This is a genomic window from Vibrio sp. 1078-1 (assembly GCF_033340475.1).
This window is the reverse complement of sequence record NZ_JAWOWM010000835.1, coordinates 1-530: the sequence shown is the minus strand read 5'-3', so window position 1 is coordinate 530 and position 530 is coordinate 1. Positions and strand designations below refer to the sequence as shown.

The following is a 530-nucleotide window of genomic DNA, read 5'->3' as shown; positions in this document are numbered from 1 at the left end:
CTAATTATTGACACAGCAATTTATGTGCCATAAGACGCCAGCAGTATAGTTTACTCACACTTTTGTCTTATGGCTACGCGTGTGAAACCTAACTCGGAATATCTATACCCGCGTCACGCATTTTGGCAAGTTTGTAGCGCAGAGTACGTGGGCTTATGCCCAATTTCTCTGCCATTTCTTTGCGTCGGCCACTACATTCCACCAAGGTTTCTAGAATGATCGCGTACTCTTGATCGCGCAGCTCGCCACCCAACCCCTCGCCGCCAGTGTTAACGCGGTTGACGGATTCAGCTTGAGCAACAGGCTTGACATCAGGGACCAATGTTTCTGCACTTTGCACAACGTATTGCAAGCTGTTGGCATCTTGCCAATCCACGCCTTCTAACAAGATGTGCTCTGCACCGATATCGCCGTTTTCACTCAAAATCAGCGCGCGTTGTACAACGTTATCCAGCTCTCGAACATTACCTGGCCATGGGTACTGCAATAGTTTTTCCACTGCAACTGACGAGAACTGAGGAACAGGCATA

At 48.5% G+C, this 530-nt stretch carries 1 protein-coding gene; it reads right to left on the bottom strand.

The annotated features are described in order from the left end of the window. Positions 1-88: 88 nt before the first annotated feature. On the bottom strand, positions 89-530 hold a 442-nt coding region (locus tag R7190_RS30355; protein WP_318138272.1), incomplete at its 5' end, for a helix-turn-helix domain-containing protein.